Raw genomic sequence first — 16,277 nt, forward strand, 5'->3', positions numbered from 1 at the left:
GCGTAGATAATGAAAGTTAGAGAAGTAATTAGACTTATCGAGGAAAATGGTTGGTATCTAGCTCGAACTAGAGGTAGCCATCGTCAATACAAACATCCTGTAAAACCTGGTTTAGTCACCGTTCCTGGAAAGCTGAGTGACGATCTTGCACCAGGAACATTAGATAGTATTTTAAAACAGGCAGGTTTAAAGTAATGCGGTATCTAATTATTATTGAGGAAACAACAACTGGTTATTCAGCATATTCACCCGATTTACCTGGGTGTGTCTCCACTGGCAAAACCCGTGAAGAGTTGGAGCAAAATATGCGTGAAGCAATTCAGTTTCACATAGAAGGACTTAAGTTGGAAGGTTATGAAGTTCCTCAACCATCTACGTCATCTGTTTATATTGAAGTTGCAGCTTGATGGGATTTAACTTACTGCGGCTAAGTTGGCGCTGTCAAACTAAAAAACTTCTTATCGAGCTAATACTTGTATGCGATCGCACTTTGATAATGCAATAAATCTTTGCATAAAGGCGATCGCATCCAGGGAAATAAAGGGAGATTCTAATTCGAGTTTTTAGATTCAAAAGTTCGTGAAATTTTAATTTTAATTAAAAAACTTGAAGATTTTCCGATCGGCTTTCTCTTAGAAAGATTCTATAAGAAATTCCAATCGATTCCCTAGTCGGAACGCTCAAATCCTACCAAAATAGTCATGTCTGTCCTGCAAATTGCGACATTTTAAGCTTAAGCAATTTTTATTTTTCAATGAAATAATGACTGATAAATCAAGCTAATCAGTTAACTATATGCAAACAATAATTCATTTTGTAAGATGCTCGATTAGAGTGAAAATTCTGACAAAAATTTTGAATTATGAAGAAAATTTACCTAAATTTAGGTTTAACTCTAGGTGCTTCCTTATTCCTAGCATCCTGTACCGGAGTGCAACAGCAAGCCTCACAACTCCAAGACAAAGCCAACCAAGCTCAAAACATGGCTCAGCAAGCTCAAGATGTGGCTAGCAAAACAACAAGTGCGCTGGGTAATTTGGGAAATCTTAAAGAAACTATTCGTCCTTTGACTGATGGCGCAGCGCAAACTTTATCTGCTGTCAAAACTGGTAACTTTACGGCAGCACAAACGGAATTTACCAAGCTGCAAGATAGTTGGAAAGGATTAGAAGGTACTCTGAAGACAGTATCCCCTGATGCTACGAAAACGATTGGCGAGAAAATTACGACTATTGCCACAGATCTGAAATCGGGTTCGCCAAACGTGGCAAAACTCACGACGGAATTGCAGGGACTTTCAACTGCATTCAATGATCTTCTGACGAATAGCACTCCTGGAGTTGCTACTAACACCAGCACTACGGAGACAGCTAATAGCAATGCTACGGCTACTCAAAGCAACTTATTAGCCATGAAAGACGAACTGGCTCAGGCAACTACTGCCGTAGAATCGCAGGATTTTGCGACCGCGAAAACTGCTTTTGCTGCTGCTCGTCAAACTTGGTATAAGTTTGGTGGTAGCGTGAAACAAAACTCTCCCGATACCTACCAACGGCTAGTGGGTCATTTGGTATGAGTGTTGCCATTATTTTTGGCAATAGTTGTCCGCCGAAGAGGACGATGCGTACAGGCACCAGAACCACCAAGAGAGTGAAATCTTTGACGCGCTCTGTCTCGACGTTGCGCTCGTAATCCTGCCCAGACAAACGGCGTTGGTTGTTGGTTCCATCCAAAAGCAGTTGCTTCCAACCACTCAATAATTTGATAGGCTGTTTGCGGATGATGCCCCTCTAGAGCTCGGCGTTTGAGAATTCGTTGAATCGACTCAGCCATATTCAGCCAGCTACCGCCAAGAGGTGTGTAGAGCGGCATGATGCCATGAGCACACAGCCACAATACCAACTGGGGAGTTTTATGTCCGACCAAGTTATCCATCACTAGCAACATTCGCAGTGGCGGTAAGTCGTGTGGGAGTGTAAAGCGTACTTTCAACCCCTGCTGCCAACTTTTCCATAACCGTTGATTTTCTTCAGGCTTGAGTAATCGAGCTGGAGTTGGCAGTGATTGTACAACACTAGCTAATTCTTGCTTGAGCCATTCGTGCAACACAGCATTGGTACAACTGGTAACACCCTTAACTCGTACTTGCCCAGTATATTACAGTTGTAGATAAGCTAAACTAGATTTGTAAGGAAATACAGTTTAGTTTAGCAATGCTTGATACATCCAACGTGTTTTTAACAGGTGTTGCATTAGAAGCGCTCTCCCAATGGAGCAGTAGATTGAAAGCGTTTCAGCAAAACTGGGAAAGCACTTCGCTCGTTCTGAAGCACGTCTTGCAGCGTATGACTATATCCAGGCACTACTAAGCCCAGTTGAGCGGAAGAATGGATGGCAAATGGCAGAACAGGTAGGGTATAGCAATCCCTATCGCTTCCAACATTTACTAGGACGGGCGCAGTGGAACGCGGACGCAGTGTGTGCAGAAATTAGAAAGTATGCAGTGGAGCATTTGAAGAGTGAAACAGATATTTTGGCAATTGATGAAACAGGTTTTCTGAAGCAAGGAGAGCAGTCAGTAGGCGTACAGGTGCAGTATTATGGCACAACTGGACATTTGGAGAATTGCCAGGTAGGTGTGTTCATGTCCTACATTAGCGACAAAGGACATACGTTGATCGATCGCCGTTTGTATCTACCGCGCACATGGAGTGAAGATCAAAGCAAACGTAAGAAGGGAGCAGTTCCAAAATCAATCACATTTGCGACTAAACCTCAACTAGCACAACAGATGTTGGAATCAGCTTTTAAAGACGGAATACGTCCCGCCTGGTTTTGTTGCTGATGAGGTTTATGGCAACGATGGTTCATTGTGGTGGTGGCTGGAAAAGACTGCTAAACAACCGTATATACTCACGGTCAGCAAGAAGCAGCCTGTAGTTATTGGCTGGCAACGTTATCAAGCCAAGAACTGTTACCTCAGCCGGACAGCCAGCCTGTGGCAACGTCTTAGCTGTGGAGCTGGCAGTAAGGGAGAAAGATACTATGACTGGGCGAAAGTGCCAGTTAATTGTGACAGATCAGATGGTTTTCAACGTTGGTTATTGTTCCGCCGCTCTCTAGAACACCCCTGAAGATCCTCGCGTCAGCTACTATCAAGTATTTGCTAAGAGCGATACTACCCTAGAAACGATGGTTCAAATCGCCGGGCAAAGGTGGCGGATTGAGGAGTGCTTTAAATTTGCTAAAGACCAGCTAGGTTTAGGAGAGTACGAAGTTCGTTCCTGGCATGGTTGGCATCGACACATCACCCTCGTCCTGGCTGCTCAAATATTTCTCACCGTCTTACGACACTCTTGTGAGCCTGCTATTCACTCCTCTACCCCCTTTACCTCTAGTAACAACTGGCAGTCTAACTGCGTTCAAAGCGGCACGAGGTTTATTGTCCGACTAAGTATCTGGGAGATGAAGCGGTGGGTATCTCGATTCTTGTTTCCCACATTCTGGTGTCTTGAACACGTTTTGCGTTGGTCTTATTGGCGCAGATCTCATCAAGCTACTGCTCGTTACTACCATTACCAAAAGCGAATTCATTCTTCTATTTATCTACAACTGTAATACAGTAGCGGGATGGAATAGCGTTAACAGCTTGGCTGTGCCATTACGGATATATTCATGTTCTTGCCGTGTCGGTTTACCTACTGGCTGCCAATTGCTACCAGGGTAAGGAGCAGTGCCAAATGGTCCCGCCTCGTCTTCGCACCACACACTCAAGCCTAGCTTCTGTCCCTGAGTGTAAGCGCGTTCTATCAGTTTTTTTGCCACGGTATCTGGGTCAGTTACTACTACTAGCTTGCCTTTGCGTATGCGCTTCACCTGTCCAGTTTTTAACCAACTGCGGCTCTTTTGCCAGCTATAGCCCGCCTCTTTGAGTACCTGCCAAATTGTATAAGTACTGATTTGGGTTAAGCCATCAGGAGCCTGACGCAAAGCCCGTTGAAGCAAAGCCCGTTGAAGTGTAGCTACTGACCAGGTTGCCGTGCCCTCTTTCTGCCGCTCTGGTTGACGCTGAAATTCGGACAGGATGCGTTGTTTTTCTGGTTCGCTGTATTGCACTACTGCCCCACCGCCATGTCGAGGCTGTAAGGCAGCTAAGCCTTCAACATTGAAGCGACTGACCCACTTGCTGACCGTATCACCACAGCGTAATCCTACTAACTGCGCTGCACTCGTGTAATCAGCCCCAAGAGCCACGGCTAGAATCGCTTTGGCCCGCATGACACTAGCAGATGATTGGGATTGAGAACGGCTCAGTTTTTTCAAGTCGGTTTGTTCTTCATCACTTAACGGTCGCAAAGGTGCTTTTTTTGCCGTGTCATCACAACCTGAAAAACTATGTATCTTCACTTTAATTGACCATCCTTTTTATAGCAACACTCATACCAAATGACCCACTAGAAGCAGGGGTGAAAGATGTTAACTCTGGACTGAGCAAAGCACAGCCTGCACGAGGTACTGTATTGACTAGCTTGAAGACGCTTTCTACCGATTTAGATAGCGTGAAATAATTATGTAAATAAGGTGGGCATTGCCCACCCTACACTTGGATTTCTATGACAAATATTCCTGTACAAATATGTAATTAATAATGCGATCGCTCGTGATATTATACTATTGATTACCTAGATGGTTTACTTCATAATGGAAATCTAAGCAATTTTCAAAAATGAAAATATCCCCATTATAAAATAGATAATATCACAAATGCGAACTATATTCTACCCCCCCCTCTTATGTTTTTAACCTAGCAACAAGAGCTTTCATCTAGAAAGTAAAATCCCCCAAGGCTTGACGTTGTGCTGCTAGTAAATCTTTAATCCCAAGTTCTGCCAAATCCATAATTTGATTCAGTTGAGTGCGGCTGAAACTACGTGCTTCAGCGGTTCCCTGGAGTTCGATAATTTCTAATTGGTCGTTCATGACTACGTTGAAATCGATATCGGCGGCGACATCTTCTTGGTAGTTGAGATCTAGAAATGGCACACCTTCGAGTAAACCTACGGAGACGGCGGCGATTTGATGGCGGATGGGCGATCGCGTCAGCTCTCCCCGTTCTAAAAGCTTGGCGATCGCATCGGCAAGCGCCACAAACCCACCTGTAATTGCTGTGGTTCTCGTACCTGCATCCGCCTGCAATACGTCAGCATCTACGGTGACTGTACGCTCTCCCAATGCTGCTAAATCGAGTCCGGCTCTCAAGCTGCGTCCGATTAACCTTTGAATCTCTTGCGTCCTTCCAGACAGCCTGTAGGTTTCTCGTTCTTGGCGTTGGTGGGTAGCAGTGGGAAGCATTCTGTATTCAGCCGTCAGCCAACCCTTGCCCGAATCTTCTAGAAATCTGGGGACTCCAGGCTGAATTGATACGTTACACAACACCTGAGTATCGCCGCACTGAGCTAAAACAGAGCCAGTGGCAAAGCGAGTAAAACCCCGTGTAAAACTGATAGGACGCAGTTGATTTGCTAACCGATTATCCAAACGCTCCCAGGTCATGGTTCTTAGCTGTAGTGACCTAAATCAGAATACAGGGTCGAGCATACAGTTAACACTTTCGCTAGGCTTAATTTTTTGTAAACTTTTGGCGTGGAATATGTGGAGGGCGATCGCTATGCTGGGAAGTCAAAAGTCAAAATGCTGCAACAGAATCTTCGCCAACTGGGACTTATAGTAGCGATATTGCGATCCCAGAGGATAGTTTCCTATTGACTAAAACATAGATGTAGTGTTTCACTAAGGAGTATTCTGCAAGACTACACTATATATCGCATATTGCGGTTTGTCCGAACTCAGCTTTAACTCAAGCATCTGGATAAAAGTGACTTTATGATTGCCCAGCTAGAAACCCCAACCGTTCATTCTCCTTGCCAACAACCATACATAGTTGAAGGATTAGTACAGGTCTTTACTTGCTCTCGTCGTAGCTTTTTGACAAGCGTGATGGCACAGGCTTTAAGGGTTTCCGGTCAAGGGACTCCAGCGCTCATCGTCCAATTTCTCAAAGGTGGGATAAATCAGGGTCATTGTCATCCAGTTAAGTTAGGGCAAAACCTGGATTGGATTCGCTGCAATCTTCCCCGTTGCATTGACACGCCACAATTAGACGAATCCGAAAACCGTTCTTTACAAGAACTGTGGCAGCATACGCGCCAAGTTGTTTCTCAAGGGCAGTACTCATTAGTAGTATTGGATGAATTGAGCGTAGCTGTTGAATTTGGCTTAATTCCTCTAACAGAAGTCTTAGATTTTATTCAAAATCGCCCCAAGCATGTAGATGTAATTCTGACCGGCTCGAATATGCCTCAACCCGTACTTGATGTGGCAGATCAGATTACAGAAGTACGGCGTAGCCATCAGATGTAAGTTTTTCTAGGCTAGAATGTCTGTGAATTTATTATATAAATAGTGCCTCCTAAAGCGCTAGGTCGCGCGTTCGAGAGGTACTAGTCCCGTAATTTAAGATATGAAGACAGGCAGAGCGATCGCAATTGCCATCAATTTCTAAATTGCATATCTCTTTCGATAAATTGTATTTCTTGATGTAAGGCTGCTAATTCTTTTTGAGTCTCTTCAAGCTCGATGCGAGTTGTATCAAGTGCCGTTTTTATTTCCTGGCATGTTTCCGAAACTCTGCCTAATTCTGAAGATTTGTATTCTAGTTTTTCTACGAGCTGCTGGCGATCGCTTGCGTCGATGATGGTAAAGTTAACTCCCAGCAAATTATTATTTGTGTTGAAAACGGGTGCGATAAAAATATCGAGATATTTTGTTCCTTTTGAAGTTGTCCACTTAATATTTTTCAAATTGACTGGACGACGATCGCAGTAGAATCTACCAATCGCAATATGGGAACTCACTAACTTTCCGGGTGCAATTTCTGCAAAAGGAAAGCTCCAATCGTCGAGCGTTAATTTAAATAAAAAGTTTGCCCGTTCGTTAGTAGCAACTAAACGATTATTTAGATCGACAGATAGCTGAGCGAAAGGACTTGACTCAAATGCAGCTTTCCAAAAGCACAGTTGGGAGACTAGTGAATCGCTGATTTCCTTGGGGCGAGATTTAGGATTGATTGAGAGGCGATCTCCTGACCCCAAATGCAGTCCTTTGGTATAAATTCGATACTTTATATTAACTAGCATGAAAATCGGTCTTTGAGCGGTTAGCGTTTCATGCTTACCTAGGAAGAGAAAGCCGTTGTTTTTCAGCGCAAAATGAAAGCGAACCAGAATTCTTGCTTGGATATCTGGATTGAAATACATCAAGGTATTACGGCACGCCAGCAAATCGATTTTGGACATCGGTGCATCTTCAGCTAGGTTATGACAACCACAGGTGACTTTACGGCGAAGTCTGCGATCGAAAGCATAGCCTTGCTCGGTTGGTTCAAAGTATTTCTTGAGTAAAGCAGGAGCAAGTCCTTTCACTTCATTCGCGCTATAAACCGCTTGTCGTGCTTGTTGAAGGGCTACTTTATCCACATCGGTAGCATAGAGTTGAACTCGCTGCAAACACGACTCAATTCCCAAAGCTTCTGCAAACAAAATGAGTAAGCTGTAAACCTCCTGCCCAGAAGCACAGCCTGCACTCCAAACGCGAATCGGTTCGTCAGGCTGTTTGCTAGCAATAATTTTAGGAACGATCTCGTTGGCTAGATCGTCCCAAGCTTCGCGATCGCGGAAGAAACTAGTAACGTTAATGAGTATGGAGTCTAAAAGCGCAATCCACTCTTGAGAATGACTTTGCAAATACTGTAAATAGTCCTGATAGCGCTCGATGTGGAGCTGCTGCATTCGGCAAGAGAAACGCCGCATTAAGGTAGGGCGTTTGTAGCCCGTCAAGTCACAACCTTGGTTGCATTTGAGGTAGTCTAATAACGCTTCAAAATCTCGATCGAGTTCGGGGGGCTTCATTAAAAAATTCTATAGTTTATCTTGGGAGCTGAAAATTCTTAACACAAAACTTATTGCGATTTGAGCGAAAGTAGCCATTGTGGAGTTCGACCGAGTATGGTGTCTCTATGCTACTGACATTGTGCCGCTCTACCAGTTTTCTTTGGTTATCCTCAATAGACTGGGGCGGATCGATCGAGTTAACCTAGACTAGAGAGCAAGACTCTCAGGTGAAATCCGCTCTAAAAATTGAGCCATAATTGAAATTTTAGGTTTGTGATTCATCCAAAATCCCAGTCTCTCGCTAGCGAGCGCCAACACTCAAGCCAAAATCCAAAGTCAGTGGTGGTTCTCGGTGCTGGGGCTTGGGGAACGACATTAGCATCGCTTGCAGCAGCTAACGGTCATAGCGTGCAAGTGCGATCGCGGCGCGATGGGGCAATTTCGCCTAGCGAGATCGAACGTGCGGATGTAGTCGTATCTGCTGTCTCAATGCAGGGTGTAGCAACAGTCGTTCGCGAAATTCAGACTTTACCTCTTTTACCCGCAACAATTTTTGTCACGGCAACCAAAGGACTCGATCCTGTCACAACTCTCACTCCAGCTCAGATTTGGCAGGCGGCTTTTCCCAATCGCTCGGTAGTTGTACTGTGCGGTCCTAATTTAGCTAAGGAAATTCAACAGGGATTACCCGCTGCAACTGTCGCTGGTAGTACTGACGACAACGCCGCAGTAGCAGTGCAAGCAGTCTTTTCCTCACCGCAGTTCCGCGTTTATACCAATTCCGATCCTTTGGGCGTAGAGTTGGGGGGGACGCTGAAAAATGTGATGGCGATCGCGGCGGGTGTTTGCGATGGTTTGCAGTTGGGTACAAATGCTAAAGCTGCACTTGTCACCCGTGGATTGACGGAAATTATCCGCATCGGCAACAGCTGGGGAGCAAAAACAGAAACTTTTTACGGTTTATCTGGTTTGGGCGATCTGCTGGCAACTTGTAACAGTCCCCTCAGTCGTAACTATCAGGTGGGATATCAACTCGCCCAAGGTAAAACCCTGTCCGCAATTCTTGCTCACCTAGAAGGAACGGCTGAAGGCGTGAATACGACTCAGGTACTCATGCAACGCGCTCGCCAGCAAGACATCTATATGCCGATTACGGCTGAAGTTTATCGTCTCCTGCAAGCGGAAATTACACCCAAGCAAGCGCTGGAAGCACTGATGCTGCGCGACCTCAAATCGGAATTATTGTAGAGGCGATGGTTCGACCGAATCGCTCCTACGTAGATCTACACAAATTTCATAAAACTTTACGCGATCGCGGCTGATTCTCCGAAATTTCTCAGGCAAAAATTGTAGTTTACACTAGGGTGCGATCGCACACATTTATCTCAAACCACCTTTATTCTTGAAACGCTTATTTGGCAAAACTTTCCAGCTTTGAAATCGTCTATCAATCCCGAATTGCTGCTTTAAGTTTCCGCAATCCTAACAACCGTAGAAGTATCAGTTCGTACTCGAATTCACTAGAAAACTTGGAGTTATTCCTGAAGTTAGCGGGCGCGATCGTCAAGTTTCCTCGTAAATCTAGCAGCAAGATGTTAGTTCGCCAAGATCGCTGGGAACAATAGCATCAGCAACAAGAAGCAACCGAGTGAAGTCTATTGTCACCTGGAGCAGTTGAGATAACCCCTATGCAAGCACTATCTTTTTACGCGGACGCAGCCTACGAACCCCAATCAGTCCCCCAGCGCTTTCGGTCAGATTATCCAGAAGATGATACCGATCTGGGCGTGGATGACCTGCTGACTTTGGATATTGACTCTAACGATCGGGAGAGCCTACAACCTGGTGTTACCCGTCGGACTACAGACCTAGTTCGTTTATACCTGCAAGAGATCGGTCGCGTCCACCTGCTAGAAAGAGATGAAGAAGTTTCCGAAGCTCAAAAAGTGCAGCGTTATTTGCGAATGCGGGCGCTGTGCGTCAGTCATGCAGCAAAGGACGACTCGATTATCAAAACATACATCACCCTAAGTGAAGCCCAAGAGCGACTGACTTCCGAACTAGGACACCGCCCCTCTTTAGAAAGATGGGCTGCCAGTGCTGGTATATCTGTGATGGAACTCAAACCCGCTTTGGCAGTTGGAAAACGCCGTTGGGCTGAAATTGCCAAAATCACCGTCGAAGAACTAGAGCAAATTCAAAACGAAGGTATCCATGCCAAAGAACACATGATCAAGGCGAATTTACGCCTGGTGGTTTCAGTTGCGAAAAAGTATCAAAATCGCGGTTTGGAACTGTTGGATCTGGTTCAAGAAGGAACTCTGGGGTTAGAAAGAGCGGTAGAAAAGTTCGATCCCACGAAGGGTTATCGCTTCAGCACCTACGCTTATTGGTGGATTCGTCAAGGTATTACCCGCGCGATCGCTACCCAAAGCCGTACTATCCGCCTTCCAGTTCACATTACAGAAAAACTGAATAAAATCAAGAAAGCTCAGCGCAAACTAGCACAAGAAAAAGGTCGTACCCCTACGATCGAAGATATTGCCTTAGAATTGGAGATGACTGCGCCTCAAGTGCGGGAAGTGCTACTGAGAGTCCCTCGTTCCGTATCTTTGGAGACAAAAGTTGGGAAGGAAAAAGATACTGAGTTAGGAGATTTACTCGAAAACGACAGTATTTCCCCTGAAGAGTTGCTCATGCGTGAAGCTCTCCATCGAGATTTACAGCAGCTCCTAGCAGATTTGACCGATCGCGAACGGGATGTGATTTTGATGCGCTTTGGTCTGGGAGACGGACACTGTTACTCTCTAGCCGAAATTGGACGCGCTTTAGACTTATCGCGGGAAAGAGTGCGTCAAATTGAATCTAAAGCACTACAAAAGCTACGACAACCCAAACGACGCAATCGCGTGCGGGATTACTTAGAGTCTTTGAGCTAACAATTTGAGCTAACAACATCGATCGGGTGAAGGATCGTGACCGTGTTTTTTACAACCTAGTTAGATTCACTTTCATTCTTCGTTCTTCACCTCTTCTGCCTATTTTTTAGCCAGAAGATTTTTATTATCTGTAAACTACGGCTCTCTTTTCTTAAAAATCATTCTCAATAGTCATGGCTTGTTGACACTTCAAGCAATAATTGACTATACTTATCAATTATTAAGCTTGCTTAAAAAGGTGGTTATGACTGCATACTCAGCTACCTCACTTAAGGCAGAACTCAACGAGCGGGGTTGGCGACTCACACCGCAGCGCGAAACGATCCTACAGGTTTTTCAAGAACTGCCTAGAGGAAAACATCTAAGTGCGGAAGAGCTTTACCAACAATTAGAAACTCAAGCAGCAGGGATCAGTCTGTCAACTATTTATCGCACTCTAAAGTTAATGGCGCGGATGGGAATTCTGCGCGAGCTGGAGTTAGGCGAGGGACATAAACATTACGAGATCAATCAGCCCTATCCTCACCACCATCACCATTTAATTTGTGTTAGGTGCAATAAAACAATCGAGTTTAAAAACGATTCCATCTTAAAAATTGGCTCAAAAACAGCTGAAAAGGAAGGGTATCATTTGCTCGATTGCCAACTAACAATTCATGCTGTTTGTCCTTCTTGTCAAAGAGCGTTGTTGCCGATCTAGAATCTTAGTGTTATTAGTTGTCGGTTGTCGAGCGCCGATTGCTCTTCACTGTATTTTCTCGATGTTACCTGCTTTGATCCAGCCTTCGCGATCGCTATCCGATAAGCGAACTCTTTGCCAATTTTTATCTGGACTTTCTTCTAAAACGACGATCTGTTGATTGTATTCCAACCCGCCGATGCGTTCAGCACCCGCTCCAGGCTCGGCACGGAGACTTAAGCCTTTTTCCCAAGACACCCTAGCTCTATAGGTTCCTGGCGCTAGAGGCTCAGTAGAATTAGTGTCAGAATTCGCTTTCTCGGTCGTAGATTCGGCGTTATTAGCATTATCGGGATTAGATATTTCAGGCTGTGCTTGCTTTTTCGCAGCAGGCGCAGCTTTTGGTTTTTGGTTGAGTTCGTTAGCAAAAGTCGGCTTAGGCGGATGAGTTGTCACTCTATACATAAAATACAAAGCAACTGCGGCGCTACCACCAGCCAAGATCGCCAGCGCTAAGCTAACACCCAGGACAAATTTAGCTGCTCCTGCCAAAGTCATGGCGATACCCTACTAGTGTCCCATAATTACTACAGCACGAATCCTAGCATAATCGTCTGAATGTAGCAGATTTTTTAATTATTGGTATGGGGTAGTCATTTGTCATTTGTGGGCGATTGGAACGTAAGTTCTTCCCTGCGCGTGCGCTCCCTGTTCTACTGCAATTGGCGCTGAATTCGGTTGCTCAGACTGCTGTGTTTAGAGGCAAGGCGAGCTTTTCCAGCTGCTGCCCAATCTTGCAAAAACTGAATTTGTTCTTGGGCAGTACGGGCAAGGGGAATGATTTGACTCGCCGCCTCTAAAATGTCGTCAGTAGTAAAGTCTCGATTTTGACTGAAGCCGATGTGCATGGCTTCCACGATTGTTTGCTCGATTTCTGCCCCAGAAAAATCAGGAGTTTCGTAGGCAAGGCGATCGAGATCGTAACTTTTGAGATTATGCGATCGCAGGCGAGATAAATGGACGGTGAAAATTGCTTTGCGTTCATCCTGAATTGGTAAACCAACAAAAAAGATTTCGTCGAATCTGCCTTTACGCAACATCTCGGGTGGTAAAGCATGAATATCGTTGGCAGTGGCAACGACAAACACGGGAGAAGTTTTCTCCGCGAGCCAGGTGATAAATGTTCCAAAGACGCGGCTAGTCGTGCCAGCATCGCCTTTTGCTCCCAACCCTGCAAAAGCTTTATCGATCTCATCTACCCAAAGAATACAGGGAGATAGGGCTTCTGCGACTTGAATCATTTGTCGGGTGCGAGATTCCGATTCTCCGACCAAACCACCGAATAATCGCCCCACGTCCAAGCGTAACAAAGGTAAGTGCCAGTGATGGGCGATCGCCTTAGCTGTTAGCGATTTACCCGTTCCCTGAATTCCAACTAACATGAGTCCGCGTGGATGAGGTAAACCGTATGCCCTAGCGCGTTCGCTAAATGCTCCCCCCCGACGTAACAACCAATCTTTGAGATTGTCTAAACCGCCAATATCCGAAATTTTTTCAGTGGCAGGGTAAAAGTCAAGAATTTGAGTTTGGCGAATGGTCTGGCGCTTTTCTTCCAAAACCAATTCGACATCTTCCGGTTGAATCTCTCCGTGAGAGGCGATCGCTCTTGCTAGTACCCGCCGAATCCGTTCGATGGATAATCCTTGGCACGAACGCACGAGTTCATCTACCGTTTTAGCCTCTAAAGATTGCCCTGTGGCTGCCAAAAGGCGTTCTACCTCCAACTTAATCTCAGCGGCAGCGGGTAGGGGAAATTCTAAAATGGTTAAAACTTCACCCAATTCTTCCGTAGTGACGATTCGTGGCGACAGCAAGACGATATTTTTCGGCTGCGATTTAAGTACCCGCGCTAAATTGCGGAGTTTGCGTGACACGGAAACATCTTCTAAAAAGCGATGAAAATCACGCAAAATAAAAACTGCCGGAGCCGAAGCAGGCAGTTTCTCGACAAATTCTAGAGCTTGTAAAGGATTGCGACGACCGAAACCAGCATCGTTAGGATTACCTTGGTAGCCATCGACAAAATCCCAAGTATAAACAGCGCGATTTCCTTGGATGCGGGCTTCTTCCCGAATCGCTACTTCCGCTCGTTCTTCCTCATAGGTAGGAATATAGACGATCGGGTAGCGGGCGCGTAGCAACAGTGCAAACTCTTCGCGGAAGCTCATATGAGGGATGAGGGGTGAGGGAGTTGGGGGGAGTCGGGAGTCGGGAGTCGGGAGTCGGGAGTGGTAAATCCTCCCCCTTGTCTCCCTTGTCCTCCTTGTCCTCCTTGTCCTCCTTGTCTCATAATCCTACAAAACTCTTGTCCCTAATTAGACAAGTGATTTTTTAGGGATTCTAAAGATGCCCAGCGGCGATCGCTCGATGGTGCTGAAGGTTCTTCTGGCTGCGGCGATAGTTGAATACCCTGACACAAATTGTCGCACAACTGACGCTGAGGCATGGCTAGACATAATTGCTGGTACAACCACTCCCCAGGATCGAAATGACCTGTAGGCTGTAAAGTTTCGACCAGATCTTCAAATGCGACTTCCAACTCGATCGCAGTTTCTTCTTTACCGGCTTCTGGATCTAGCCAAATAATTTCTGAAGCTTCTACTTTCAGGCGATGGTTGTATTGTTGCAAACAGCGATGGCAAGTCAATGTAACGATGGTTTCTACCTGAGCTGAAACCTCTAGGTAATTGCCACCGTGTTGCACGCGCACCTGACCGCGCACCGGAGTTAGGGTGTCTAGATCGGGTAAGAACTCATCAACCTCGATGACCCTGGTTTTTTGCGGTGCTGTGGTCAGATGAGGAATGTAAATAGCCTCCATAGGACTGCCAGTTGTAAGTCAAATAATTCTGAATCTCATTTTCTAAAATTTCGGAATTCCGAATTCCAAATTCAAGTCTAGCTACTGCCGATCGCGCGAATCACCAACTGACGATGCGGTTCTTTGCCACGACTGAAACTTTCTAAATCGGGAAAATCCTTCAAAAAAGTATGAATTTGCCTCCTTTCAGCGGACGAAAGAGATTTGATCTCTACCTCTTGTCCTGTCGTACGGACTTGTTCTATGGCTGAGGTAGCGATCGCTTGAATTTCTGCTTGTCGCCGCAAGCGATAGCCATCCAGCTCAATTATATAAGCGGCTTGCCGCTCCTGAGGTTGGTTTAAGTTCAGGGTAGCATTAGCAAGATACTGAATGGCATCTAGAACCGAACCTTCCGCACCAATCAAAGCTTGGACTTGCTCTGGTGGTAAACCAGTCTGCTCGATTGTCAGCCAATAACTATCGTGTTCTTCTGGGTCGCTGTTTGCTGTTTTTGGGGTTTGCAACTTAGCTGTAACTTGAGTAGAGACTCCTGACAGTTGCAGGAGTTGCTCTAGCCATTGCTGACCCCGCTGCCCGATCTGCTCGTCACTCATGATTTAGCCTGAAGGTTTTTCTTTTTTCTTCCGCCCTGGTTCAAAAGGAAGCGACTGACGACCTGCATCGTCTCCTGCTTTAGCATCTGCTGCTTCGACAAGCTTTTGTAAGTTTTCTGGTAGGGGTTCGCGGGAAACAATGTATGTCTGGAGTGTTTGGAATATATTTGCAATCAGCATGTACATCAACACGCCAGCAGGCAGCGGAAAGAACAAAAACATCCCTGAGAAAATAATTGGGGTGATCTTGTTGACTGTATCTTGTTGGGGATTGTTAGAGGTAGAACCTTGACCGGATAGAACTTGGTTGAGGTAGAGACTGAGACCAAAACCAATCACCATTGCCACAATATCCCAATGGATCGTTCCGTCTTCATCAAAAGCGCCGACTCTGCCTAAGGCATCAATAAATAAAAAGCCCTTGTTAGCTGCAAGTCCAGGGATTGTTGCTTGAATTGTCACATCACCTGGTTGAAGGGCTTCGATATTACCGTTTTCATCAATTTTTACCCTTTCTTCCCCTTTAGTGACTTTCCATTTGGGAACGAGATTGGTATCGGGATACTCTGTTGCTAGAGCTGAGAAAGGCTTACCCTCTGGAGTTTGAAAATCAATTTTAGTTTTGTCCCCGACCACCAATTTATTCCCACTGGGCAAGATTGCTGCAACGCGAGCGTGAACGCCATCGGTAATATAAATGTTTTGCGGCGGAGTGGTAAAAGCCTGCGGTTGAATGCGTTCGATCTGTTCTTGGGGAAAGACTTGCAGGTTGACGTTGTAGTTGATATCCGAAAACGGCGATCCCCGCAGTGTCGCGAATAGGGCGAACAGTACGGGCATTTGCAGCAAGACTGGCAAACATCCTGCCAATGGATTGCCAAATTCTTTGTAAACAGCGCCCATTTCCTCCTGCATTTTGGCAGGATTGTCTTTATAGCGCTCTTGAATCTCTTTGACGCGCTTTTGCATCAAAGGTTGAGTAACTCGCGTGCGGCGCATCGTCCGAATCGATCCGGCACTCAGCGGATAGAGCGCAAAGCGAATCACCAGTGTCAAGGCTACGATCGCCAACCCGTAGCTCGGCACGATCCCGTAGAAAAAATCTAGGATCGGCAACATAACGTTGTTGGAAAGAAACCCTATACCAAAATCCATTATCTTGAAGTCAACCTGAAATAATTTGTCATTCGTCTGAATCTAATCTATCCGATTTTAGTCATCGGTCATTTGTCA

20 protein-coding genes and 1 pseudogene are annotated in these 16,277 nt (G+C 45.6%); 11 read left to right on the forward strand and 10 right to left on the reverse strand.

The window, feature by feature from the left end; translation table 11 throughout:
* Window positions 1-9 precede the first annotated feature (9 nt).
* The 3 genes from N4J56_RS01395 (at window position 10) to N4J56_RS01405 (ending at window position 1,576) form a co-directional block, all read left to right on the forward strand.
* Window positions 10-195: a type II toxin-antitoxin system HicA family toxin gene (locus tag N4J56_RS01395; protein ID WP_317104805.1), complete on the forward strand. Its 186-nt coding sequence runs from the start codon at window positions 10-12 to the stop codon at window positions 193-195.
* A complete protein-coding gene (locus N4J56_RS01400; protein WP_317104806.1) occupies window positions 195-407 on the forward strand; it encodes a type II toxin-antitoxin system HicB family antitoxin in 213 nt (70 codons plus the stop codon). Before N4J56_RS01395 ends, N4J56_RS01400 begins: the two co-directional genes overlap by 1 nt.
* A 455-nt stretch (window positions 408-862) precedes the next feature.
* A complete protein-coding gene (locus N4J56_RS01405) occupies window positions 863-1,576 on the forward strand; it encodes a hypothetical protein (protein WP_317104807.1) in 714 nt (237 codons plus the stop codon).
* Here the strand turns inward: N4J56_RS01405 and N4J56_RS01410 are convergent.
* Window positions 1,564-2,109, reverse strand: coding sequence for a transposase (locus tag N4J56_RS01410; RefSeq protein ID WP_317104808.1), 546 nt, complete (start codon window positions 2,107-2,109; stop codon window positions 1,564-1,566). The genes N4J56_RS01405 and N4J56_RS01410 overlap by 13 nt on opposite strands.
* A gap of 193 nt (window positions 2,110-2,302) precedes the next feature.
* Between N4J56_RS01410 and N4J56_RS01415 the strand changes: the two genes are divergently transcribed.
* The 3 genes and pseudogenes from N4J56_RS01415 to N4J56_RS01425 all read left to right on the forward strand — a co-directional run.
* On the forward strand, window positions 2,303-2,845 hold the full coding sequence (locus tag N4J56_RS01415; RefSeq protein ID WP_317110553.1) for an IS701 family transposase: 543 nt from the start codon (window positions 2,303-2,305) through the stop codon (window positions 2,843-2,845).
* A 25-nt stretch (window positions 2,846-2,870) separates the two neighbouring features.
* Window positions 2,871-3,134, forward strand: a complete 264-nt coding sequence (locus tag N4J56_RS01420) for a hypothetical protein (RefSeq protein ID WP_317104809.1) — start codon at window positions 2,871-2,873, stop codon at window positions 3,132-3,134.
* A 52-nt stretch (window positions 3,135-3,186) separates the two neighbouring features.
* Window positions 3,187-3,618 (forward strand): annotated as a pseudogene (locus N4J56_RS01425) (hypothetical protein); the annotation flags it as partial.
* On the opposite strand, the gene N4J56_RS01430 reads toward N4J56_RS01425, so the two are convergent.
* On the reverse strand, window positions 3,607-4,407 hold the full coding sequence (locus tag N4J56_RS01430) for a helix-turn-helix domain-containing protein (RefSeq protein WP_317104810.1): 801 nt from the start codon (window positions 4,405-4,407) through the stop codon (window positions 3,607-3,609). The pseudogene N4J56_RS01425 and the gene N4J56_RS01430 sit on opposite strands and share 12 nt — an antisense overlap.
* A gap of 417 nt (window positions 4,408-4,824) precedes the next feature.
* The gene (rph, locus tag N4J56_RS01435) at window positions 4,825-5,553 is read right to left on the reverse strand and encodes a ribonuclease PH (RefSeq protein ID WP_317104811.1); all 729 of its coding nucleotides are present in this window, start codon (window positions 5,551-5,553) and stop codon (window positions 4,825-4,827) included.
* Window positions 5,554-5,883: 330 nt separating this feature from the next.
* Between rph and N4J56_RS01440 the strand changes: the two genes are divergently transcribed.
* Complete coding sequence (locus N4J56_RS01440; RefSeq protein WP_317104812.1) at window positions 5,884-6,420, forward strand: P-loop NTPase family protein; 537 nt, start codon at window positions 5,884-5,886, stop codon at window positions 6,418-6,420.
* A gap of 131 nt (window positions 6,421-6,551) precedes the next feature.
* Here the strand turns inward: N4J56_RS01440 and N4J56_RS01445 are convergent, their stop codons facing one another.
* Complete coding sequence (locus tag N4J56_RS01445) at window positions 6,552-7,967, reverse strand: CheR family methyltransferase (RefSeq protein ID WP_317104813.1); 1,416 nt, start codon at window positions 7,965-7,967, stop codon at window positions 6,552-6,554.
* 255 nt (window positions 7,968-8,222) lie between these two features.
* On the opposite strand from N4J56_RS01445, the gene N4J56_RS01450 reads away from it, so the two are divergent.
* The 4 genes from N4J56_RS01450 (at window position 8,223) to N4J56_RS01465 (ending at window position 11,588) form a co-directional block, all read left to right on the forward strand.
* The gene (locus N4J56_RS01450) at window positions 8,223-9,197 is read left to right on the forward strand and encodes an NAD(P)H-dependent glycerol-3-phosphate dehydrogenase (protein WP_317104814.1); all 975 of its coding nucleotides are present in this window, start codon (window positions 8,223-8,225) and stop codon (window positions 9,195-9,197) included.
* A gap of 167 nt (window positions 9,198-9,364) precedes the next feature.
* Window positions 9,365-9,574 (forward strand): hypothetical protein, encoded by a 210-nt coding sequence (locus N4J56_RS01455; RefSeq protein ID WP_317104815.1) that lies wholly within the window; start codon window positions 9,365-9,367, stop codon window positions 9,572-9,574.
* Window positions 9,575-9,637: 63 nt separating this feature from the next.
* Window positions 9,638-10,888, forward strand: coding sequence for an RNA polymerase sigma factor SigC (gene sigC, locus N4J56_RS01460; RefSeq protein WP_317104816.1), 1,251 nt, complete (start codon window positions 9,638-9,640; stop codon window positions 10,886-10,888).
* A 244-nt stretch (window positions 10,889-11,132) separates the two neighbouring features.
* The gene (locus tag N4J56_RS01465; RefSeq protein ID WP_317104817.1) at window positions 11,133-11,588 is read left to right on the forward strand and encodes a Fur family transcriptional regulator; all 456 of its coding nucleotides are present in this window, start codon (window positions 11,133-11,135) and stop codon (window positions 11,586-11,588) included.
* A gap of 45 nt (window positions 11,589-11,633) precedes the next feature.
* Here N4J56_RS01465 and N4J56_RS01470 read toward each other — a convergent pair whose 3' ends face one another.
* From N4J56_RS01470 to yidC, 6 genes are all read right to left on the reverse strand, one after another.
* Complete coding sequence (locus N4J56_RS01470) at window positions 11,634-12,125, reverse strand: SH3 domain-containing protein (protein ID WP_317104818.1); 492 nt, start codon at window positions 12,123-12,125, stop codon at window positions 11,634-11,636.
* Between the two features lie 155 nt (window positions 12,126-12,280).
* Window positions 12,281-13,795, reverse strand: coding sequence for an AAA family ATPase (locus tag N4J56_RS01475; protein ID WP_317104819.1), 1,515 nt, complete (start codon window positions 13,793-13,795; stop codon window positions 12,281-12,283).
* Window positions 13,792-13,917: a hypothetical protein gene (locus N4J56_RS01480; protein WP_317104820.1), complete on the reverse strand. Its 126-nt coding sequence runs from the start codon at window positions 13,915-13,917 to the stop codon at window positions 13,792-13,794. Before N4J56_RS01480 ends, N4J56_RS01475 begins: the two co-directional genes overlap by 4 nt.
* A 21-nt stretch (window positions 13,918-13,938) precedes the next feature.
* The gene (locus N4J56_RS01485) at window positions 13,939-14,448 is read right to left on the reverse strand and encodes a YceD family protein (RefSeq protein ID WP_317104821.1); all 510 of its coding nucleotides are present in this window, start codon (window positions 14,446-14,448) and stop codon (window positions 13,939-13,941) included.
* Window positions 14,449-14,525: 77 nt separating this feature from the next.
* On the reverse strand, window positions 14,526-15,044 hold the full coding sequence (locus tag N4J56_RS01490; protein ID WP_317104822.1) for a protein jag: 519 nt from the start codon (window positions 15,042-15,044) through the stop codon (window positions 14,526-14,528).
* A gap of 3 nt (window positions 15,045-15,047) precedes the next feature.
* Window positions 15,048-16,199, reverse strand: a complete 1,152-nt coding sequence (gene yidC, locus N4J56_RS01495) for a membrane protein insertase YidC (RefSeq protein ID WP_317104823.1) — start codon at window positions 16,197-16,199, stop codon at window positions 15,048-15,050.
* Window positions 16,200-16,277 lie beyond the last annotated feature (78 nt).

The organism is Chroococcidiopsis sp. SAG 2025 (assembly GCF_032860985.1).
Lineage (GTDB): Bacteria > Cyanobacteriota > Cyanobacteriia > Cyanobacteriales > Chroococcidiopsidaceae > Chroococcidiopsis.